The organism is Pseudomonas chlororaphis subsp. chlororaphis (assembly GCF_003945765.1).
GTDB lineage: Bacteria > Pseudomonadota > Gammaproteobacteria > Pseudomonadales > Pseudomonadaceae > Aquipseudomonas > Aquipseudomonas chlororaphis.
The window spans coordinates 5,176,466-5,196,297 of sequence record NZ_CP027712.1 but is presented as its reverse complement, the minus strand read 5'-3'; the positions used below and the strand labels follow the sequence as shown (position 1 = coordinate 5,196,297).

Here is a 19,832-nt window from a genome sequence, read left to right as displayed (position 1 = left end):
GCGGCGAATGTGCCGTTCGGCTTTTTGGGTAACCGCATGGCGGCATTATGCCGGCTTGGTGTGGAGCGATGCGGGTGAAAATTGTACAAAACTGCAGTTTTTTACATTTCTGTACAACTTTTCAGGAGTCGCTGGACACCGCGAGGAGCGCGTCGTTGATCGGGGTGGCGGCAGTGACTTTGTTGCGCCCGGTGTTTTTCGCGGCATACAGGGCCTTGTCGGCCTCCATGAGCCACATTGCGGCATCGCGCAGCCCCGGGTGCCAGGCGGCCAGGCCGATACTCAGGCTGACCCGGAGTGGCGGCACGCCCGGATGGCGATAGTTGCTGAAGACTTGCCGCAGTCGTTCCATCACTTCGTGGGCCTGCTGGATCGAGGTTGTCGGCAGGATCACGCAGAACTCGTCGCCGCCATAGCGCCCGGCCAGGTCGTCCTGGCGCAGGTTGAGCTTGAGGTCCCGGCTCAATTGATGCAGCACGGCATCGCCGAGGATATGGCCGTAGCTGTCGTTGATGTGTTTGAAGTGATCGATGTCGATCAAGGCAATGGTGCCGTGACAGCGTTGCTGCTGGCACTTGGTGAACTTGAGGTGCAGCAGGTCTTTCCACGCGCCGTGGTTGAGCAGGCCGGTAAGGCTGTCGGTGCGGCTCAGCGCGCTGAGGGTGCGTTTGTGCTCGGAGAGCTTGATCGCCAGCCGGTAGCAGACCATACCCACCGCCATCGGGTAGAGGGTCAGCATCGGCAAGCAGGCGTAGATCTGCAGTTGGGTGGCATCCCCGGTGAAGGCAGGACCGAGCAGCAACCACGACAGCAGTATCCCGCTCAGTTGTGCCATGGAGCCATGGATGAACAGGCGCAGGCCACCGGCCGCGACGTTGTTCATCGCCATCATGGCCAGAATGGTCACCGTGGGCAGCGGATTGAACTGCATCGCCGCCGCCCAGAAACCACCGAAGAGCGAGTCGCACAGCAGGTTGCGGCGTTCGGCCTGGTAGGGGAAGGCCGCGCGGCTCGAGATCAGGTACGCCAGGTGCGGCCAGATAAAACCGTTAAACAGCAGGAACAGCCAAACCCAGGTCGGTTGCGGCACCGGGTACAAGCCGGCGAATACGCTGAGGCTGCCAATCCCCAGCCCGACGATCCTGGGCAGGTAAATACGTTTGGCAAACGACAGCCCTTTGCCTTGTTGGTTATCCATAAAGTTCTGCGCGAGCCCGGGTTTGAAACACTTTGTGGTGTTTTTATTGGCCGTCACCCTTCATTGGGCAAGGCGGAGAATATTGTCATTTATTCCAACAAGAATAATCAGTGTCCTTGCAGGCCATTTAGTGGAACGAGCGTACGCAAATGCCCATTGCAGAGCACTCGGTGCAAGTCATTGCGGTCGGCAGATCCGCTGTCGGAGCAAATCGAGGGAGAAGGGAATCAGGCTTGATAGCAGGCCAGGAACATGTCCAGCGTGGACTCGACGACGCGCTGCTGTTCGTCTTCCTTGAGGGGCGGCCGGTTCATGGTGATCTGTGGCCAGAAAGCAAACGCCTTGAGCATGCCGTGGAGCTGCTGGGCGGCGAAGTCCGGGTCCAGGGGCTTGAGTCGGCCGTCCGCCCGGGCCGAGCGAATCCACACCATCAGGCTTTCTTCACGCTCGCCCATGCGCGCCACCATGTACTGGGCGCGCTCGGGGGAATGCAGGGTCGCGGCAATGGCGACCCGCGCCAGGTTGAGGAAGTTGTCATCGGCCAGCAGTTGCAGCTTGGCCATCAACAAGTCCCGCAACTGTTCACGCAGGGTTAATCCGGGGTGGTAAAGAATGTCCGCCCGCGCCCTGATGCTTGCCCATAACTTATGCATGATCTCGGTGAACAACTCCTCCTTGCTGGGGAAGTGGTTGTACACCGTGCGCTTGGACACTCCGGCGGTTGCCGCGATCTTGTCCATGCTGGTGATATCGAACCCGCTGGCATGGAATTCGGTGATCGCCGCCTGGATGATGGCTTCGCGTTTGAGGTCGGTCAGGCGCTTCGGAGCTGTCATAAGTTGGGTTCGATGGCGGTCGTTGGCAGTTATCCGGGGGCAGTTTACTTAGTCCCGGGTTTGTTGCAATCTAGAAAAACTACACTGTGCAGTGTAGTTCATGGCAGAAAAAATGATGGTCGGCTGACGCTTGCGTGCATTGGCCTTTGTCGTTCCGCAGAGAATCACCGGAGCCTTTTCGGGTTCCTTGGAGTCACTGATTCATGGCCACTCTCTCTTCCCGTGCAGACAGCGCCTCACGTCCCGAAACGTCCCTGCAGGAACAAGGTGCGTTCCGTAATCACACGCCGGTCCGGCGTGCGGGGCTGGGCAAGACGCTGGGCATTTTCTGGCGCATGCTGTTCCACAAACCGCGCAACACTCGCCCCACCGGGGCCATTCCGGTGCAGCCATTGACCCACGAACAGCTGCTGGCGGCGCCGAACCAGAGCGTCTACCGCCTGGGGCATTCGACGGTGCTGTTGAAGCTGCACGACAAGTTCTGGATCACGGATCCGGTATTCGCCGAACGCGCATCGCCGGTGCAATGGGCCGGTCCCAAACGTTTCCACCAGCCGCCTATCAGCCTGGAGCAATTGCCACCGATCGAAGCGGTGATCCTGTCCCATGATCACTACGATCACCTGGACCACCAGACCGTGCTCAAGCTGGCGGACAAGACCCGCCATTTCCTCACCCCCCTAGGCGTGGGCGATACCCTGGTGAAGTGGGGCGTGCCGGCCGACAAAGTGCGTCAGCTGGACTGGTGGGAAGGCACGGAAGTCGATGGCATTCGTTTTATCGCCACGCCGTCCCAGCATTTCTCCGGCCGTGGCCTGTTCGATGGCAACAGCACGCTGTGGGCCTCCTGGGTGATGATCGATGGCGACAGCCGGATCTTCTTCAGCGGTGACACCGGTTACTTCGACGGCTTCAAGCGGATTGGCGAGCGTTACGGCCCTTTCGACCTGACCCTGATGGAAACCGGCGCCTACAACGTCGAGTGGCCGGGCGTGCACATGCAGCCGGAGCAGACCCTGCAGGCGCACATCGACTTGAAGGGCCGCTGGTTGTTACCCATCCACAACGGCACGTTCGACCTGTCGATGCATGCCTGGTACGAACCGTTCGACCGCATCCTCTCGTTGGCCTGGGAACGCAGTATCGCTATTACCACGCCGCAGATGGGCGAGGCCTTCAATCTGTCGCACCCGCAGCGGGGGCACGCCTGGTGGATGGAGGTCGACCCCGTGGCCGAGCAGGTAACGGCAAGCGATCTGTAGACCCTTCATCGGCGACTCCCCGAGCCCGGCTATCGCCAGGTTGCCGTGTCCGGGCCTGGGGAGTATCTAGAGAACTCCCCCAATGCCCCGACGGACCTGGTAATGGCTTATCGGCTTCATCTGTTTGGCGCGTCCGGTTCCGGTACCACGACCTTGGGCCAGGCGCTGGCCCAGCGTTTGGGGATCGCACACTTCGATTCCGATAACTTCTTCTGGCGCTCCAGTGCACAGCCTTTCAGCCTGCGCCGCCCCCGGGACGAGCGCATCCAGCTGTTGCAGCAGCAGGTGGCCGGGTTGGACAGCTGGGTGTTGTCCGGCTCCTTGTGCGGTTGGGGTGACCCGATGATTGAGGCTTTCACCCATGCCATTTTCCTCCGCCTGGACCCCGAGGTCCGCCTGCAGCGTTTGCGGGTGCGCGAGTTTCAGCGTTACGGCGAGCAGATCCATGAGGGCGGCGAACGCCATCTCGCGACTCAAACCTTCCTTGCCTGGGCGGCTGGCTACGACACGGGTGGCCAAGGTACGCGCAGCCTGCGCCGGCATGAGAGCTGGATCACCGGGCTGAGCTGCCCGGTAATCCGCCTCGATGTCACTCACCGCTCGGTGCAGGCATTACAGGAAGAGGTATTGAGCGCCCTGGATCACTCGATCATGGCGTAGTCGGGCCGTTCCATCGGGTTGGGCGTCGCACCCTTGATGTTCATGCCACGCCCCGGAGCGAAACCGGGGAAGAACACCAGGCCTTCTGCTTCCAGGCGAAAGGCCAGGGCCAGTCGGGTCACGTCGAGCAATTCGCCGCCCGCCTCGAAGCGGTGAATGGCGGCTATCGAGACGCCGGATTCCTGTGACAGCTGTTCCTGGCTCCACCCCAGCATGGCGCGGGCCTGAATGCAGTGTTCTGGGGTGAACTGGAAGAGGGCGATACGTTCCAGGGTGACTTTCATCGCGAGTGAGGCCATGGGATTTCTCCGGAAGCGGGTGAAAATGAGTCAATAAAGTACTGTTTATTTGTACAGTTGTTTTGCTCCCGGATCAAACTCATTCTGCTGATCGCCTCAACGTCTTCGTGACAAGTCTTGTCTCGGCGCTACGCCCCGGTTTCCAGGTAGGCGCTGGGCGGTTGCCCCGCTACCCGGCGAAACATGGTGGAAAAGGCGGCGGGGCTGTCATAACCGAAATCGAGGGCGATTCGCGTCACCGACTCGCCTGCGGCCAGTCGGGGCAAGGCCCTGACCACGCAGGCGCGCTGGCGCCACTGGACGAAGCTCATGCCGGTCTGCTCGCGGAACAGGCGGTTGAAGGTGCGCAGGCTGATGTGCAGCTGTTGCGCCCATTGCTCGGGAGACTGGTGGGCATCGGGTTGTTGCAGGAAGGCCTGGCACAGGGTGAGCAGGCGTGGCATTTCGGGCAGGGGAATGTGCAGGGGCAGGCGGGTGGTACGGCTCAGTTCATGCAACAACAGGCTGACCAGCACACCGTCGCGTCCGTTCTCGTCGTACGCCAGCGGCAGATCCACCGCCTCCATTAGCAACTGGCGCATCAGTGGCGACACGCTGATCACCTGGCACTCATCGCCCAAGGCCGGCATGGCCGCCGGTTCGATGTACAGGCTGCGGGTACTGACCCCGAGCATCAGCACCTCATGGGCCACCCGGGGCGGAATCCATACCGCACGCTGTGGCGGCACCACCCAGCGGCCATTCGTGGTGCTGACCTGCATCGCCCCGGTGGCGCCATACAACAGTTGCGCGCGACGATGGCTGTGGCTCGGCAACAGGTGGCCCAGGGGGTAATCGGTGCCGATCGCCACCACGGCGCGTGGGGTGTGATCCAGCAGGTCGATCGAAGTGTTACGCATGGCGTCGGCGTCCGCGGGGTGGCGTGAATGCAAACAGTATTGGCTGACTTGCTAAAGCCGGCCAAGCCCTGGCGCTCTATCGTCGAGGTCTTCTGCTAACGGAGAACCCTTCGATGTTTTATCTATGGCTGGCGGTGTTCGGCTGCATGAGCGGGATCAGCGCGGTGCTGTTCGGTTTTGGCGGCGGCTTTGTGGTGGTGCCGCTGCTGTATCGCATGTTGCTGAGCAGCCATGGCGCTGACGATGCCGTCGCTCAGTCGGCCATGCATATAGCGGTCGCCACCTCGACCTGCGTGATGATCGTCAACGCGCTGATGGCCACCGGCAAACACCGCCGCGCGGGCAACCTGATTCGACATTATCTGTGGCCGCTGGGTGGCTACATCGGGCTGGGAGCGATAGCGGGGGCGGTCCTGGCAATGGCGGTGAGTGGTGAGGCGATGCGCTACGCCTTTATCGCCTACCTGGCGCTGACCATTGCCGATTGCCTGATGCGTCGTAGCTTTCTTGAACAGGGCGACACCCTTGCGCCGCGCTGCCTGGGGCGACTGGAAAACACCGGAGGCCTGGGTATCGGGGCCATTGCTACCTTCCTGGGTGTCGGCGGCAGTGTGATGACCGTGCCCCTGCTGCGCCGTTGTGGCTTGAGCATGACCCAGGCCACCTCCATGGCCAACCCGCTGAGCGTGCCGGTAGCCCTGGCCGGGACCTTGACCTATATGGCCATGGCCGGCTTCAGTCGCTTCGATCTGGGCCCCTGGTTTATCGGCTATATCGACCTGCTGGCGTTTGCCGTGCTGACCCTCGGCTCATTGCTGGGCATGCGCCTGGCCTCACCGTGGATCGGGCGCATTCCCGACCGGCTGCATGCGCGGGTGTATATCGGCCTGCTGGTGCTGGTAATGCTCGGCATGCTGGTCCGCTAAGGGTTAGCCCAGTGCCAACCCCGGCGCTTCACGAATGATGAAGTGGTCGAGGTTCTCGATGTTGGCGCTGAATACCCCGAACGTCTGTTCGGGGTGTTTTTTGCTTGGCACCTGTTTCAGCTCCGGGGTCACGCCATAAAAGAAGCAATACAGCTCTTGTTCGCTGTCGATCGCATGCTTGATCTCTTCGAGGAAGGCTTTGCGCTTGCGGTAGCTCTCGATCAGTTTTTTGCTCAGGTAGACGTTGACCGAGTAGGGCTTCTTTTTCGTCTCGTCCGCCTGTTTGAACCAGACCTTCTGTTCGAAGTCGATGCGAAAGCTCTGGGTGTAGTCCTTGATCTCCTTGATCTTGCCCCAGTAGATCAACCCCTTGTTGTCCAGCAGGTATTCGATCTTCTTGAAGAACGAGGCATAGGACGCCGTGTGTTCGCCGATCTTCAGCGGCATGCGCTTGAGCAGTTCCTTGTCGTCGATATTCGACACAAAACACTCCACCGGATGAGCGAAGACACTGGTCTTGTCTGGGGTGCCGGCCTGAGCCGGGGCCGGCGTGCGCAGGCTGGAGGAGGGGGCTGGCGTGGCAGTTCCTGGCGTATCGCCATCCGCTGCCGGGCTGGCGGGCTTGCGCACATATTCGCGGCGGGCCAGCAGCAATTCCGATGGGAAGTGCTCCTCCCGATCATCCTCGTCCGGCGTACCCTCTACCCCGGCTGCCAGCGTCCTGCTGGTGCCATACGGGCAGCCTTCGATATGCCGGGTGCCAGGCAGGTTCTTGAAATGCGGGGTGCGGATGTAATTGACGTTCTTGGCATTGAAGGTCCCCAAATGATTGTCAGCGGCAAAGGTGGCGCGACAGGCATCGTTGGGGCACTGGAATTGTTCCTTGGCCGAGTCGAAGGCCATGGTCTCGTCGAAATTCAGATCGCGCACGTCATAGATCGACAGCTTGTCGTCGAGGCTGATGCAGTAGGCGGTGTCGAATTTCATGGGGGGCTCGGGTCCTTGAGTGAAGAAGGCTATTAATAGCGGGTGGCGCAGGGCAGTGCACTGATCTTTTCAAGCATGGGCGCTGATCTCGGCATAACCTTGTAGGTAGCACGTTCCACTCATCACCGGAAAAGGCTCAGGTTCATGTCTGACGGTAATCGCATCAATATCGGCTCCATTGGTGATGCCAACCACATCAACATTGCCCAGAATCAGGCGCCTGAACGCACCAGCATTCAGTTCGTCATCGATCCCAGGAGTGTCGAGCGGGTTAGCCGGGGCAGCGTCATCAAAGGCGCGGTGGCGTTTTTTCTATCGCTGCCGGCGCTGGCGCTTTCGGTCATGTCGATCCTGGCCGACGCGTTGGGCATCCTTTCCTACTTCAATGTGGAGTCGCGGATCCTGGCCTACCTCATCATGGCCGCCGCCATGGGCGGGGTGATGCTGTGCAACGGCAAGCGCAAGATGGCCACCGCCAGCATTGCGCCCGACCAGGCCCGATTCATCGATGGGCGTTGGGTCGAGCGTGATGAAAGTGGCGATTACCTGCTGTATCGCAATACCGCGCCCTGCAATTACGAAAACTGCCACGGTACCGTGCGTATCCAGACGCCACCGCCGCGCGAACAGCATAACCACGATCTGATCGGCGTCTGCGATATCGGCGGCAAGCAACACACCTATCGCGTCGACTTCAATGGCGTCGGCGAACGGCAGCATTTCGACTGGCGTCCGCAGGAACAGAACAAGCCATGACCCCGTTCCAACCACGCCCTTGGTAGGGTGGGCGTGCTCACGAAAAATCCCCCGTCGGGACCAATCAAACTGACAGCCTTCCTGAGTCTTGCCAGGTCATCGCGGCTGCATTTCAACGTTTTTGGCGGGGCGGGGCCACGAAATTTCCTACAGTTCTAATTAACAAAACTCTCACCATATAGAGACGAGTCCTACGCGTTAAAGCTTGTAAAAACAAAAGCTTAGGTGTCTTTAATAGTCCTGGCAGAGAATGTCACACCTTTGGCAAGGAGGGACAAGTAAGCCTCGAACAAATGGCCGATAAGAAGGCGCCGGCCTCATGAATGAAGGCCCGGTGGGAACCAGCCAGACGGCTTTTCCCCTCACAATAACGAGGACCTCCATATGCCTGTTCTTGCGCGTTCATTGTTGTTTTGTCTGGCCCTGTCCGGCACCGGGGCCGTCCTGGCGGAGCAGGCAGCCTTGCCTTATCTGCCGGCCAATCAGTTCCGGCTGGCTGACTACCTGCCACCGCCTCCAACTGTTGATTCATCGTTGCAACAAAGCGATTTGACAGCCGTGCTGGCGGCCCAGGCAGCACGCAGTAGCGCTCAGGTGAGCCGGGTCCAGCAGGATGATGAATGGGAAGACAGCGTGTTCCACTTCGCCAGGGAATCCCTCGGCGCCGGTTTCAGCATTGAGCGCCTGCCCCTGACCCGGGCCTTCTTCCGGCGGGCCCAGGAAGACCTGGTGCAATTCCTGATGCCGGCCAAGCACAGCTATGGTCGGCCGCGCCCTTACGAAACCTCGGCACTGGTGAAGCCGGTATTGCCGCCACCGGAGGGCGATTCCTACCCCAGCGGTCACTCGATGAATGGTTATCTCAATGCCACCTTGCTGAGCATGGCGCTGCCGGAGAAACGCAGCGAGTTGTTCAGCCGCGCACAGATCAATGCCGACAGCCGGGTCATCGCCGGCGTGCATTTCCCCAGCGACCTGGAGGGCGGAAAGATAAGTGCCGCGGTGTTGGCGGCCCGGCTGCTGGACGATCCCCGCGCGGCGGCGGATTTCGAGGCGGTGAAACAGGAGATTCGTGGTGCCCTGGCCTCCGCCGATTGAGTTCCGGGTTGGATGATTTGCCTGGAGTCGGGGATACCAGGTCCCAATAAAAAGCCCTGAGCAAGTCAGGGCTTTTTTGATCTTTCGTTGTGCCGATTCAGATCGAGATCGGCACAGGACTGGAATCAATCCCAGCTCAGCGCGCCGCCAGTCTGATACTCGATCACGCGAGTCTCGAAGAAGTTCTTCTCTTTCTTCAAGTCCATGATTTCGCTCATCCATGGGAACGGGTTGGTGGTGCCCGGGTATTCTTCTTTCAGGCCGATCTGCGACAGGCGACGGTTGGCGATGAACTTGAGGTAGTCCTCCATCATCGCCGCGTTCATGCCCAGTACGCCGCGCGGCATGGTGTCGCGAGCGTATTCGATTTCCAGTTGGGTACCCTGGAGGATCATCTGGGTGGCTTCTTCCTTCATCTCGGCATCCCACAGGTGCGGGTTTTCGATCTTGATCTGGTTGATCACGTCGATACCGAAGTTCAGGTGCATGGATTCGTCGCGCAGGATGTACTGGAACTGCTCGGCGACACCGGTCATTTTGTTGCGGCGACCCATGGACAGGATCTGGGTGAAGCCGCAGTAGAAGAAGATGCCTTCCAGAACGCAGTAGTAGGCGATCAGGTTGCGCAGCAGCTCCTTGTCGGTGTCGACGGTGCCGGTTTCGAACTTCGGATCGGAGATCGAACGGGTGTACTTCAGGCCCCAGGCCGCTTTCTTGGCGACCGATGGAATCTCGTGGTACATGTTGAAGATCTCGCCTTCATCCATGGCCAACGATTCGATGCAGTACTGGTAGGCGTGGGTGTGGATCGCCTCTTCGAACGCTTGGCGCAGGATGTACTGGCGGCATTCCGGGTTGGTGATCAGGCGGTACACGGCCAGTACCAGGTTGTTGGCAACCAGGGAGTCGGCGGTGGAGAAGAAGCCCAGGTTGCGCATCACGATGCGGCGCTCGTCGTCGGTCAGGCCTTCCGGGTTTTTCCAGAGGGCGATGTCGGCGGTCATGTTGACTTCTTGCGGCATCCAGTGGTTTGCGCAACCGTCCAGGTACTTCTGCCAGGCCCAGTCGTATTTGAATGGCACGAGCTGGTTGAGGTCGGCGCGGCAGTTGATCATGCGCTTTTCATCGACGGCGACACGGGCGGAAGCACCTTCCAACTCAGCCAGGCCTTCGGCGATGTCGAGCTGGTCCAGGGATGCCTTGGCACGAGCAACGGCAGCGGAGTCACTGGCGGTTACGGCGCGGGCTTCGAGAGCGGCGGCACCACCGGCGCTGTCGAGTTTGTCCATGGCAGCTTCGGCAGCGTGGCCGGCGTTGGCGCCTTTAACGGCGACTTCGCCTTCTTCTTTGTCGAATTCGTCCCAGCTCAGCATGACGTGTCGTCTCCTGCGTGAGGGCCAGATGCCCGTGTGAAAACTGATGGTTGGCTTTTCACACGGCCGAACTGGCCGCGTTGGATCTTAAGGAATCGTTTGTTGCGGCAGCTAACGCAGGCAATAAACAAAAATATGTACGGGAGTTCCGAGGCGGTTATGGGCACAGAGGACCGAGTCGACTCCTGCGCTGGCTTCGGATTGGCTGTTTATCCCTGTAAGGGAATATTGCAGGCCCGTTTTAAGGCCGCATTATAGGGATTTTTTTGCCGCTGTGGTGCGACGAAGTGGCTCACGATTCGGTTGGCGAGGGGCGTGATCGCGGCGGAGCGAGGGTTTACAAGGCTTTGGCCGGCAAAGATTTTTTTTCACCCGGTTTTGCGGTTTTTTGCCGCCTGGAAGCGATCCGAGACCTTGGCTTTTTCGCGCAATGCTCTGCAAGCCCCGTAGTACATGGCTTACAGGGAAGGTCGTGGGCTTTGGTAGACAGGATTGTGTTCAATTCATGGTGCAAATTGTCAGTCGTATATTTTGCTCAAAAAATAAGCAAAAAAACGCTTTTGCCACTACATCTTGTGTTGGATGATCAATTTTTGACCTTTGAAACACTACTGTCCCGGGTTGCCACCCGAAGTCGTTCTTGATGCTCGAGAAGGCATTTTCGGACCATCATCAAGCCCCTTGGGGCGATACGGAAACGCTCCCTGCAAGGTGGCTCGACAGATGAAAAAGGGGAGTGCGAAAGCCGTGGTCGCACTGCATTGGGCGATGGCTTGCAACCAGTCTGGATTCAGTTGTGCATCTGGCCATCTTTGCCGCAAGAAAGATCTCTGCGGCCGGCAATTGTTGGAACTTGAAGAGCAACTTGAGTATCAGCCGTTAGAGCAGCCGTTACCCATGACACGGTATTGCAGAATGTGCCGCAGACCTTTCGAGTCTTCATATTCCATACGCGCAGGTACAACCTCGCATACATTTGGAACTTCGCTCATGGATATAACTTTGGCGATATCCAGGTCGGACGAGTAAGAGTATTCCTCTACTGCTGGTTGCTGGCTTGCGACATCAGTAGGGATCTCGTCGGCCATTGCTGTAACGCAAAGACTGCTGAGGGCCAGAACTAATAAAGCTTTCATTTTGATTTCACCTTTCTAAGGTCGTGTGGGGTCACGCAGCCTTTGTGGGGCTGCGTGTGGAACTTGAGTAGAAGTCTGGATTAACTGCCTTCGTGGGGGCTGTAACTTGGTTAATCACATTGCCTTGTTGGCGAGGTTGATTTTAGGCGCCTGAGTAGGCGCTATACAGGCGTGCTTTTGATAAACACTATTGACGGTTTTTGTAACAATCCCGGTAAAAACGACCCCCAGCGGCCTGGCAGCGGTCTTCTACTTACCGCAGAAACTACCGCAAGTCTCGTAATAGAGGGGGTAAAGCACTTTTCAGGGGGATCGGCTGGGGGTTGTTACTACCATCGTCGAATGGTTCTATAGGCCCGCCCCGGCTACAACGGGGCCATACAACAACAACTATGTCACCGAGGTAAGAAAGATGAGTGCGGCTTCTCTGTATCCCGTTCGTCCCGAGGTTGCGGCCAACACGCTGACTGACGAGGCGACCTACAAGGCCATGTACCAGCAGTCGGTCGTCAACCCGGACGGCTTCTGGCGCGAGCAAGCCAAGCGCCTCGACTGGATCAAGCCTTTCACCACGGTGAAGCAGACCTCCTTCGACGATCACCATGTCGATATCAAATGGTTTGCCGACGGCACCCTCAACGTTTCCTACAACTGCCTGGATCGCCATCTGGCCGAGCGCGGCGATCAGATCGCGATCATCTGGGAAGGCGACGATCCTTCCGAAAGCCGCAACATCACCTACCGCGAGCTGCACGAACAAGTCTGCAAGTTCGCCAACGCCCTGCGTGGCCAGGACGTGCACCGCGGCGACGTGGTGACTATCTATATGCCGATGATTCCCGAAGCCGTGGTCGCCATGCTGGCCTGTACCCGGATCGGCGCGATTCATTCGGTGGTGTTCGGCGGCTTTTCGCCGGAAGCGCTGGCCGGGCGGATCATCGACTGCAAATCCAAGGTGGTGATCACCGCCGACGAAGGCATTCGCGCGGGCAAGAAGATTCCGCTCAAGGCCAATGTCGACGATGCGCTGACCAACCCGGAAACCAGCAGCATCCAGAAGGTCATCGTGTGCAAGCGCACTAATGGCCAGATCAAGTGGAACCAGCATCGCGACATCTGGTACGAAGACTTGATGAAAGTGGCCGGTACCGTCTGTGCGCCAAAAGAAATGGGCGCCGAGGAAGCGCTGTTCATCCTTTATACCTCCGGCTCCACCGGTAAGCCCAAAGGCGTGCAACACACCACTGGCGGCTACCTGCTGTACGCGTCCCTGACCCACGAGCGCGTATTCGATTACCGTCCGGGGGAAATCTACTGGTGCACCGCCGACGTCGGCTGGGTCACCGGCCACACCTATATCGTCTATGGCCCGCTGGCCAATGGCGCGACCACCGTGCTGTTCGAGGGCGTACCGAACTACCCGGACGTGACCCGCGTGGCGAAGATCGTCGACAAGCACAAGGTCAATATCCTCTACACCGCGCCGACCGCGATCCGCGCCATGATGGCCTCGGGTAACGCCGCCTGCGCAGGCGCCGATGGCAGCAGCCTGCGCCTGCTGGGCTCGGTGGGTGAACCGATCAACCCGGAAGCCTGGGAGTGGTACTACAAGAATGTCGGTCAATCCCGTTGCCCGATCGTCGATACCTGGTGGCAGACCGAGACCGGCGCGACCCTGATGAGCCCGCTGCCGGGCGCCCATGCCCTCAAACCGGGTTCGGCGGCACGTCCGTTCTTTGGCGTGGTGCCGGCGCTGGTGGACAACCTGGGCAACATTATCGAGGGCGCCGCCGAAGGCAACCTGGTGATCCTCGATTCGTGGCCAGGCCAGGCGCGCACCCTGTATGGCGACCACGATCGTTTCGTCGATACCTACTTCAAGACGTTCCGTGGCATGTACTTCACCGGTGACGGTGCCCGTCGCGATGAAGACGGCTACTGGTGGATCACCGGGCGTGTGGACGATGTGCTCAACGTATCCGGCCACCGCATGGGGACCGCCGAGATCGAAAGCGCGATGGTCGCTCACCCGAAAGTCGCCGAAGCGGCGGTGGTCGGTGTGCCCCACGACATCAAGGGGCAGGGCATCTATGTCTACGTCACCCTCAACGGTGGCGAAGAACCGAGCGAAGCATTGCGCCTGGAGCTGAAGAACTGGGTGCGCAAGGAGATCGGTCCGATCGCCTCGCCGGATGTCATCCAGTGGGCGCCAGGCCTGCCGAAGACCCGTTCCGGGAAGATCATGCGCCGTATCCTGCGCAAGATCGCCACGGCGGAGTACGACAGCCTGGGGGATATCTCCACCCTGGCGGACCCGGGTGTGGTGCAGCATCTGGTCGATACCCACAAGACCATGAACGTCGCCTGAGACGGACCTGTGTCAGCGAAAGCCCCGCCCGGCCTTGTGCCGGGCGGGGCTTTTTTGTGAGCGCTATCGGGGGGGCTTCTGTAGCCGCTGCCGAAGGCTGCGATCGGCTCCGCAGGAGACGCGCTCTTGAAGGCCCTGAAAGGCCCTTCGGGCCTTATCGCAGCCTGAAGCAGCGGTTACAGACAGCGGCTTTTCGATCGAATAAATATCGGTATGTCCATCAGGCGTATCTGAATGTTACCGGCGGGAGGGAATGTGTAACCCGCTGCCCGGATTCGGGGCAATGAGAAACGCCAAGCCCTGTTTCAGGGCCTTTGCGGGTCGGTAAAAAATAAGTCATAACGCTGCGCTTGCCGGAATAGAAGGCTTTGCGAATAATAGGCCCGCAATTTGCAACACAGATTGGTTTACCGTCTTTTGCTCTTGCATAAATCTGAAGAGCTGTCAATGTGCTCGGCCTGGTTTCTCGGTGCTTCTGTAATTTGTTGTCGCATTGAGGAAATATCGGCTTCGGGCCTGTCGTTAGAATGCCGATCACTCGCTCGTCGTTGCCTGCCTGGGAACCCGCATGGGGTTCGTGGCCAGGTCCTCAAGGACGCAGCACCGCTATCAGGTTCCACCCATTCGCATATTGGGCTGTCGCTCACTCTGCCGTTTTCGCCCTTTACCGATGGAGTCCTAAGATGAAGAAACTCGTGCTTCTTGGCGCCCTGGCACTGTCCTCCGTGCTTTCCCTGCCGACGTTCGCCGATGAAAAGCCTCTGAAAATTGGTATCGAAGCGGCTTACCCTCCATTCGCCTCCAAGGCTCCGGACGGCAGCATCGTCGGTTTTGACTACGACATCGGCAACGCCCTGTGCGAAGAAATGAAGGTCAAGTGCGTGTGGGTCGAGCAGGAGTTCGACGGCCTGATCCCTGCGCTCAAGGTACGCAAGATCGATGCGATCCTGTCGTCCATGTCGATCACCGACGACCGCAAGAAGTCCGTGGACTTCACCGGCAAGTACTACAACACCCCTGCGCGCCTGGTCATGAAGGCCGGTACCCAGGTCAGCGATGGCCTGACCGAGCTCAAGGGCAAGAACATCGGCGTGCAGCGTGGTTCGATCCACGAGCGTTTCGCCCGTGAAGTGCTGGCTCCGCTGGGTGCCGAGATCAAGCCATATGGCTCGCAGAACGAGATCTACCTGGACGTGGCGGCCGGTCGCCTCGACGGCACCGTGGCAGACGCTACCCTGCTGAATGACGGCTTCCTGAAAACCGACGCCGGCAAAGGCTTCGCGTTCGTCGGCCCGGCGTTCACCGACAGCAAATACTTCGGCGACGGCGTGGGTATCGCCGTACGCAAAGGCGATGCGCTGAAAGACAAGATCACCGGTGCGATCGCCGCCATTCGCGAGAACGGCAAGTACAAGCAAATCCAGGACAAGTACTTCGACTTCGACATTTACGGCCAGTAAATCGTCGAATCAGCAAGTCCGAGATGGCGCAAGCAGCAGAATCTCTGAAGTTTGCGCCATTTTTTCATCCTAATTTTCGAGGACCTGAATCATGTTGAAAGGCTACGGGGCTGTCATCCTCGATGGCGCTTGGCTGACGCTTCAGCTTGCCTTGTCGTCCATGGCCCTGGCCATCGTTCTGGGTCTGATCGGGGTCGCACTGCGTCTCTCGCCGGTGCGCTGGCTGGCGTGGCTGGGCGACCTGTATTCCACGGTGATCCGCGGGATTCCCGACCTGGTGCTGATCCTGCTGATCTTCTACGGCGGCCAGGACCTGCTCAACCGTGTCGCGCCAATGCTGGGTTACGACGACTACATCGACCTGAACCCGCTGGCTGCCGGTATCGGCACCCTGGGCTTCATCTTCGGTGCCTACCTGTCGGAAACCTTCCGCGGTGCCTTCATGGCGATTCCCAAGGGGCAGGCGGAAGCGGGCATGGCCTATGGCATGAACAGCTTCCAGGTGTTCTTCCGGGTGCTGGTGCCGCAGATGATCCGTTTGGCGATTCCGGGCTTTACCAACAACTGGTTGGTACTGACCAAGGCCACCGCGCTGATTTCGGTGGTAGGCCTGCAAGACATGATGTTCAAGGCCAAGCAGGCGGCTGATGCCACTCGCGAGCCTTTCACCTTCTTCCTCGCGGTGGCGGCGATGTACCTGGTTATTACCAGTGTCTCGTTGCTGGCATTGCGTCACCTTGAGAAGCGCTACTCGGTAGGCGTAAGGGCGGCTGATCTATGATCTTCGACTACAACGTCATCTATGAGGCCTTGCCGCTGTATTTCAGCGGCCTGCTGACCACCCTGAAACTCTTGGCCCTGTCGCTGTTCTTCGGCCTGCTGGCGGCGCTGCCCCTGGGGCTGATGCGGGTGTCCAAGCAGCCGATCGTCAACCTCAGCGCCTGGCTCTACACCTATGTGATCCGCGGCACGCCGATGCTGGTTCAATTGTTCCTGATCTACTACGGCCTGGCGCAGTTCGACGTGGTGCGTCAGAGCTTTCTCTGGCCTTGGCTGTCCAGTGCGACCTTCTGTGCGTGCCTGGCATTTGCCATCAACACCAGCGCCTACACCGCCGAAATCATCGCCGGCAGCCTCAAGGCCACGCCGAACGGCGAGATTGAAGCGGCCAAGGCCATGGGCATGTCGCGCTACAAAATGTATGCCCGCATCCTGCTGCCGTCGGCTTTGCGCCGGGCACTGCCGCAGTACAGTAATGAAGTGATCATGATGCTGCAGACCACCAGCCTGGCCTCCATCGTGACCCTGATCGACATCACCGGTGCGGCCCGTACGGTCAACGCGCAGTACTACCTGCCGTTCGAGGCCTACATCACCGCCGGCGTGTTCTACCTGTGCCTGACCTTTATCCTGGTGCGCCTGTTCAAGCTGGCCGAAGGCCGCTGGCTGCGCTACCTGGCGCCGCGGAAGCACTGATATGGAACGCATTGACCACGCATTGCCATGGAACCACCTGGGCAGCGAGCGGCAGATCTCGGTGTTCCGTTTCGGCCGCGGCGAGCGCAAGGCCTATATCCAGGCCAGCCTGCATGCGGACGAACTGCCCGGGATGCGCACCGCCTGGGAGCTGAAAAAGCGCCTGGCCGAACTGGAAGCCCAGGGCGCGCTGAACGGCGTGATCGAACTGGTGCCGGTGGCCAACCCGATGGGCCTGGGGCAGCTGTTGCAGGGCAATCACCAGGGGCGGTTCGAGGCTGGCAGCGGCAAGAACTTCAATCGCGATTTCGTCGAGCTGAGTGTGCCGGTCGCGGCTCGCCTGGAAGGGTGCCTGGGGGATGACCCGCACGCCAATATCCAGATGATTCGCCAGGCCATGAGTGATGTGCTGGCCGAACTGCCGGCGCCATCGAGCCAGCTGCAAGGCATGCAGCGTATTCTCCTGAGTCATGCCTGCACCGCGGATGTGGTGCTGGACCTGCACTGTGATGCGGAAGCGGCGCTGCATATGTACGCCTTGCCGCAGCATTGGCCGCAGTGGCGTTCGCTGGCGGCCCATCTGAACGTGCGTGTCGGCTTGCTGGCGGAAGACTCTGGCGGCAGTTCGTTTGACGAGGCCTGTTCGCTGCCCTGGCTGCGCCTGTCGCGCCAGTTCCCGCAGGCGCAGATTCCGCTGGCCTGCCTGGCGACCACCCTCGAGCTGGGCGGTCAGGCCGACACCGGTCGCCCGCAAGCCGAGGCGCACGCCGAGGGCATCCTGGCGTTTCTCGCCGAGCAGGGGCTGATCGCGGGCGAATGGCCGGCGCCGCAGCATGAAGCGTGTGAGGCCATGCCTTTCGAAGGCACCGAATTGTTGTTTGCGCCGCATCCCGGCGTGGTGAGTTTTCTGCGTCCGGCCGGTAGCTGGGTGGAGAAGGGCGAGCCGATTTTTGAAGTGATTGATCCCTTATCCGATCGGGTCAGCACCCTGTGTGCTGGCACCAGCGGCGTGTTGTTCGCCGTTGAGCGGCTGCGTTACGCCCAACCCGGTTTCTGGCTGGCCAAGGTGGCGGGGCGCGAAGCGCTGCGGCACGGGCGCTTGCTCAACGACTGACTGCTTTTGTGAGAACCGACAGCATGTACAAACTTGAAGTCCAAGACCTGCATAAACGCTATGGCAGTCACGAAGTGCTCAAGGGCGTGTCCCTGAAAGCGGCGGCTGGCGATGTGATCAGCATCATCGGCTCCAGTGGCTCCGGCAAATCCACCTTCCTGCGTTGCATCAACCTGCTGGAGCAGCCGCACGCCGGCAAGATCCTGCTGAACAACGAAGAGTTGAAGCTGGTGGCGAACAAGGACGGCGCCCTGAAGGCGGCCGATCCAAAACAGTTGCAGCGCATGCGTTCGCGCCTGTCGATGGTTTTCCAGCACTTCAACCTGTGGTCGCACATGACCGCCATCGAAAACATCATGGAAGCGCCGGTGCATGTGCTCGGCGTACCCAAGGCCGAAGCCCGTGAAAAGGCCGAGCACTACCTGGCCAAGGTTGGTGTGGCGCATCGCAAGGATGCCTACCCGGGCCACATGTCCGGCGGTGAGCAGCAGCGCGTGGCGATCGCCCGGGCGCTGGCGATGGAGCCTGAGGTCATGCTGTTCGACGAGCCGACTTCGGCGCTCGACCCCGAGCTGGTGGGCGACGTGCTGAAAGTGATGCAGGCCCTGGCCCAGGAAGGCCGGACCATGGTGGTGGTGACCCACGAAATGGGCTTTGCCCGTGAAGTCTCGAACCAGCTGATATTTCTGCACAAGGGTTTGGTGGAAGAGAGTGGCAACCCGCGCGAAGTGCTGGTCAATCCGCAATCGGAACGTTTGCAACAATTCCTCTCGGGCAGCCTGAAGTAAATCGCTCCCGTAATGCACCAAATTAGGTCATGCTGCGCACCGCGCGCCAGATGGTCTAATTTGGTTGCAGCCGCCTTTGGCCTCTAACACTGTTTTCGTTTCGGATTGCCCGCCATGACTGCCCATCGAATTGGTTTCCTGATTTGGCCCAGCACTAAAGCCTTGACGCTGGCGCTGGCCGAGGAGGCCTTGCGTGTCGCTCAGCGCGTGCATCCGGAAGTGGTCTACGAACTGGCCTTCCTGCAGGCCGAAGCGCCGGCCGACGGCGCCTGGCAACTGCCCGGTGAACCCTGGTCGGGCAAGCTCGAAGGCTGTCAGAAACTGTTCCTGCTGGCCGATGAGCCGCCTGCCACCCTGGCGCCCGCCCTGAGCAGCGCGCTCAAGCAACTGGTGCGTGCCGGGTGTGTGATCGGCGGCTTGTCCGCCGGTGTGTATCCCCTGGCGCAACTGGGGCTCCTCGACGGTTATCGGGCGGCGGTGCATTGGCGCTGGCAGGATGATTTCGCCGAGCGCTTCCCCAAGGTCATCGCCACCAGCCATCTGTTCGATTGGGATCGCGATCGCTTGACGGCCTGCGGCGGGATGTCGGTGCTGGATCTGTTGCTGGCGGTGCTGGCCCGTGACCACGGCGCGGAACTGGCCGGCGCGGTCTCGGAAGAACTGGTGGTCGAGCGGATCCGCGAAGGCGGCGAGCGCCAACGCATTCCGTTGCAGAACCGCCTGGGTTCCAGTCACCCGAAGCTGACCCAGGCGGTGCTGCTGATGGAGGCCAATATCGAGGAGCCGCTGACCACCGACGAAATCGCCCAGCATGTGTGCGTCTCGCGTCGGCAGTTGGAGCGGATTTTCAAGCAATACCTCAATCGTGTGCCGAGCCAGTACTACCTGGAATTGCGCCTGAACAAGGCGCGGCAGATGTTGATGCAGACCAGCAAATCGATCATCCAGATCGGCCTGTCCTGCGGTTTCTCCTCGGGGCCGCATTTCTCCAGCGCCTACCGCAACTTCTTCGGCGCCACGCCGCGGGAGGACCGCAACCAGCGGCGTAGTAGCAGCCCGTTCGAACTGTCTTCGGTGCCTTCCGAGCGCGGTTGATCCACCTCTTCGTTTTACCTGTCAAATTGCTATCGCGAGCAAGCTTCGCTCCTACACGGAATGCATTCTTCTGTAGGAGCGAAGCTTGCTCGCGATGGCGC

The 19,832-nt window shown here is 60.0% G+C and carries 19 protein-coding genes; 12 read left to right on the top strand and 7 right to left on the bottom strand.

Going from position 1 to position 19,832, the window contains the following annotated elements; genetic code table 11:
* Positions 1-121: 121 nt before the first annotated feature.
* Both C4K27_RS23370 and C4K27_RS23365 read right to left on the bottom strand, forming a co-directional pair.
* Positions 122-1,198: a diguanylate cyclase gene (locus tag C4K27_RS23370; protein ID WP_053262307.1), complete on the bottom strand. Its 1,077-nt coding sequence runs from the start codon at positions 1,196-1,198 to the stop codon at positions 122-124.
* Positions 1,199-1,425: 227 nt separating this feature from the next.
* The gene (locus C4K27_RS23365; RefSeq protein WP_053262306.1) at positions 1,426-2,034 is read right to left on the bottom strand and encodes a TetR/AcrR family transcriptional regulator; all 609 of its coding nucleotides are present in this window, start codon (positions 2,032-2,034) and stop codon (positions 1,426-1,428) included.
* A gap of 203 nt (positions 2,035-2,237) precedes the next feature.
* Between C4K27_RS23365 and C4K27_RS23360 the strand changes: the two genes are divergently transcribed.
* Both C4K27_RS23360 and C4K27_RS23355 read left to right on the top strand, forming a co-directional pair.
* Positions 2,238-3,296: an MBL fold metallo-hydrolase gene (locus C4K27_RS23360; RefSeq protein ID WP_053262305.1), complete on the top strand. Its 1,059-nt coding sequence runs from the start codon at positions 2,238-2,240 to the stop codon at positions 3,294-3,296.
* A 102-nt stretch (positions 3,297-3,398) separates the two neighbouring features.
* Complete coding sequence (locus C4K27_RS23355) at positions 3,399-3,956, top strand: AAA family ATPase (RefSeq protein WP_053262304.1); 558 nt, start codon at positions 3,399-3,401, stop codon at positions 3,954-3,956.
* Here C4K27_RS23355 and C4K27_RS23350 read toward each other — a convergent pair.
* The gene (locus C4K27_RS23350) at positions 3,938-4,255 is read right to left on the bottom strand and encodes a helix-turn-helix transcriptional regulator (RefSeq protein WP_007925185.1); all 318 of its coding nucleotides are present in this window, start codon (positions 4,253-4,255) and stop codon (positions 3,938-3,940) included. The genes C4K27_RS23355 and C4K27_RS23350 overlap by 19 nt on opposite strands.
* A gap of 128 nt (positions 4,256-4,383) precedes the next feature.
* Complete coding sequence (locus tag C4K27_RS23345; RefSeq protein WP_053262303.1) at positions 4,384-5,154, bottom strand: AraC family transcriptional regulator; 771 nt, start codon at positions 5,152-5,154, stop codon at positions 4,384-4,386.
* 113 nt (positions 5,155-5,267) lie between these two features.
* Here C4K27_RS23345 and C4K27_RS23340 point away from each other — a divergent pair, with 113 nt between their 5' ends.
* Positions 5,268-6,080 (top strand): sulfite exporter TauE/SafE family protein, encoded by an 813-nt coding sequence (locus tag C4K27_RS23340; protein ID WP_053262302.1) that lies wholly within the window; start codon positions 5,268-5,270, stop codon positions 6,078-6,080.
* A gap of 3 nt (positions 6,081-6,083) precedes the next feature.
* Here the strand turns inward: C4K27_RS23340 and C4K27_RS23335 are convergent, their stop codons facing one another.
* On the bottom strand, positions 6,084-7,067 hold the full coding sequence (locus tag C4K27_RS23335; protein WP_053262301.1) for a hypothetical protein: 984 nt from the start codon (positions 7,065-7,067) through the stop codon (positions 6,084-6,086).
* 144 nt (positions 7,068-7,211) lie between these two features.
* Here C4K27_RS23335 and C4K27_RS23330 point away from each other — a divergent pair, with 144 nt between their 5' ends.
* Entirely contained in the window at positions 7,212-7,823 is a 612-nt protein-coding gene (locus tag C4K27_RS23330; RefSeq protein ID WP_053262300.1) for a phage holin family protein, read from the top strand.
* Positions 7,824-8,207: 384 nt separating this feature from the next.
* Positions 8,208-8,921 carry an acid phosphatase gene (locus C4K27_RS23325; RefSeq protein WP_053262299.1) on the top strand — a complete coding sequence of 238 codons (714 nt, stop codon included), beginning with the start codon at positions 8,208-8,210 and terminating at the stop codon, positions 8,919-8,921.
* 125 nt (positions 8,922-9,046) lie between these two features.
* Here C4K27_RS23325 and C4K27_RS23320 read toward each other — a convergent pair whose 3' ends face one another.
* Positions 9,047-10,294, bottom strand: a complete 1,248-nt coding sequence (locus tag C4K27_RS23320; RefSeq protein ID WP_007925192.1) for a ribonucleotide-diphosphate reductase subunit beta — start codon at positions 10,292-10,294, stop codon at positions 9,047-9,049.
* Between the two features lie 872 nt (positions 10,295-11,166).
* Positions 11,167-11,430 (bottom strand): DUF2790 domain-containing protein, encoded by a 264-nt coding sequence (locus tag C4K27_RS23315; RefSeq protein ID WP_081002338.1) that lies wholly within the window; start codon positions 11,428-11,430, stop codon positions 11,167-11,169.
* Positions 11,431-11,842: 412 nt separating this feature from the next.
* Between C4K27_RS23315 and acs the strand changes: the two genes are divergently transcribed.
* The 7 genes from acs (at position 11,843) to argR (ending at position 19,731) form a co-directional block, all read left to right on the top strand.
* Entirely contained in the window at positions 11,843-13,798 is a 1,956-nt protein-coding gene (acs, locus tag C4K27_RS23310; protein ID WP_053262298.1) for an acetate--CoA ligase, read from the top strand.
* A gap of 683 nt (positions 13,799-14,481) precedes the next feature.
* Positions 14,482-15,258, top strand: a complete 777-nt coding sequence (locus C4K27_RS23305) for an ABC transporter substrate-binding protein (RefSeq protein ID WP_007921537.1) — start codon at positions 14,482-14,484, stop codon at positions 15,256-15,258.
* Positions 15,259-15,349: 91 nt separating this feature from the next.
* Positions 15,350-16,039: an ABC transporter permease gene (locus C4K27_RS23300; RefSeq protein ID WP_007921541.1), complete on the top strand. Its 690-nt coding sequence runs from the start codon at positions 15,350-15,352 to the stop codon at positions 16,037-16,039.
* On the top strand, positions 16,036-16,734 hold the full coding sequence (locus C4K27_RS23295) for an ABC transporter permease (RefSeq protein WP_007921542.1): 699 nt from the start codon (positions 16,036-16,038) through the stop codon (positions 16,732-16,734). The genes C4K27_RS23300 and C4K27_RS23295 overlap by 4 nt, the downstream gene beginning before the upstream one ends.
* Position 16,735: 1 nt before the next feature.
* Positions 16,736-17,848, top strand: a complete 1,113-nt coding sequence (locus tag C4K27_RS23290; protein WP_053262297.1) for a succinylglutamate desuccinylase/aspartoacylase family protein — start codon at positions 16,736-16,738, stop codon at positions 17,846-17,848.
* A gap of 23 nt (positions 17,849-17,871) precedes the next feature.
* Positions 17,872-18,636 carry an ABC transporter ATP-binding protein gene (locus tag C4K27_RS23285; protein WP_007921545.1) on the top strand — a complete coding sequence of 255 codons (765 nt, stop codon included), beginning with the start codon at positions 17,872-17,874 and terminating at the stop codon, positions 18,634-18,636.
* A gap of 114 nt (positions 18,637-18,750) precedes the next feature.
* Positions 18,751-19,731 (top strand): transcriptional regulator ArgR, encoded by a 981-nt coding sequence (gene argR, locus C4K27_RS23280; RefSeq protein WP_009045160.1) that lies wholly within the window; start codon positions 18,751-18,753, stop codon positions 19,729-19,731.
* The last annotated feature ends 101 nt before the right edge of the window (positions 19,732-19,832 follow it).

Excerpts from the sequence above, each read along its gene's own strand:
- C4K27_RS23370 (WP_053262307.1), bottom strand. The coding sequence starts at position 1,198 with ATGGATAACCAACAAGGCAAAGGGCTGTCGTTTGCCAAACGTATTTAC.
- C4K27_RS23365 (WP_053262306.1), bottom strand. The coding sequence starts at position 2,034 with ATGACAGCTCCGAAGCGCCTGACCGACCTCAAACGCGAAGCCATCATC.
- C4K27_RS23360 (WP_053262305.1), top strand. The coding sequence starts at position 2,238 with ATGGCCACTCTCTCTTCCCGTGCAGACAGCGCCTCACGTCCCGAAACG.
- C4K27_RS23355 (WP_053262304.1), top strand. The coding sequence starts at position 3,399 with ATGGCTTATCGGCTTCATCTGTTTGGCGCGTCCGGTTCCGGTACCACG.
- C4K27_RS23350 (WP_007925185.1), bottom strand. The coding sequence starts at position 4,255 with ATGGCCTCACTCGCGATGAAAGTCACCCTGGAACGTATCGCCCTCTTC.
- C4K27_RS23345 (WP_053262303.1), bottom strand. The coding sequence starts at position 5,154 with ATGCGTAACACTTCGATCGACCTGCTGGATCACACCCCACGCGCCGTG.
- C4K27_RS23340 (WP_053262302.1), top strand. The coding sequence starts at position 5,268 with ATGTTTTATCTATGGCTGGCGGTGTTCGGCTGCATGAGCGGGATCAGC.
- C4K27_RS23335 (WP_053262301.1), bottom strand. The coding sequence starts at position 7,067 with ATGAAATTCGACACCGCCTACTGCATCAGCCTCGACGACAAGCTGTCG.
- C4K27_RS23330 (WP_053262300.1), top strand. The coding sequence starts at position 7,212 with ATGTCTGACGGTAATCGCATCAATATCGGCTCCATTGGTGATGCCAAC.
- C4K27_RS23325 (WP_053262299.1), top strand. The coding sequence starts at position 8,208 with ATGCCTGTTCTTGCGCGTTCATTGTTGTTTTGTCTGGCCCTGTCCGGC.
- C4K27_RS23320 (WP_007925192.1), bottom strand. The coding sequence starts at position 10,294 with ATGCTGAGCTGGGACGAATTCGACAAAGAAGAAGGCGAAGTCGCCGTT.
- C4K27_RS23315 (WP_081002338.1), bottom strand. The coding sequence starts at position 11,430 with ATGAAAGCTTTATTAGTTCTGGCCCTCAGCAGTCTTTGCGTTACAGCA.
- acs (WP_053262298.1), top strand. The coding sequence starts at position 11,843 with ATGAGTGCGGCTTCTCTGTATCCCGTTCGTCCCGAGGTTGCGGCCAAC.
- C4K27_RS23305 (WP_007921537.1), top strand. The coding sequence starts at position 14,482 with ATGAAGAAACTCGTGCTTCTTGGCGCCCTGGCACTGTCCTCCGTGCTT.
- C4K27_RS23300 (WP_007921541.1), top strand. The coding sequence starts at position 15,350 with ATGTTGAAAGGCTACGGGGCTGTCATCCTCGATGGCGCTTGGCTGACG.
- C4K27_RS23295 (WP_007921542.1), top strand. The coding sequence starts at position 16,036 with ATGATCTTCGACTACAACGTCATCTATGAGGCCTTGCCGCTGTATTTC.
- C4K27_RS23290 (WP_053262297.1), top strand. The coding sequence starts at position 16,736 with ATGGAACGCATTGACCACGCATTGCCATGGAACCACCTGGGCAGCGAG.
- C4K27_RS23285 (WP_007921545.1), top strand. The coding sequence starts at position 17,872 with ATGTACAAACTTGAAGTCCAAGACCTGCATAAACGCTATGGCAGTCAC.
- argR (WP_009045160.1), top strand. The coding sequence starts at position 18,751 with ATGACTGCCCATCGAATTGGTTTCCTGATTTGGCCCAGCACTAAAGCC.